This window comes from Rothia sp. HMSC066G02 (genome assembly GCF_001813145.1).
Lineage (GTDB): Bacteria > Actinomycetota > Actinomycetes > Actinomycetales > Micrococcaceae > Rothia.
Genome location: NZ_KV811593.1, coordinates 146,428 through 146,669, shown reverse-complemented (window position 1 = coordinate 146,669; position 242 = coordinate 146,428).

Below are 242 nucleotides of genomic sequence, written 5' to 3'. Positions count from 1 at the left end.
CTTCCTTTTCGGAGGGACTTTCATTGAGGGCGGCCGGTGAATATGCGACTAAATTCAAGATTGATAAATTTCCCTTCCTTTTCGGAGGGACTTTCATTGAGGGCTGTGAAAGATTCTACCGTACCTTCGGGCATTCAGTATTTCCCTTCCTTTTCGGAGGGACTTTCATTGAGGGTTCTCAAGCACACGAAAACTCAAGCCGTGAACTCATGATTTCCCTTCCTTTTCGGAGGGACTTTCAT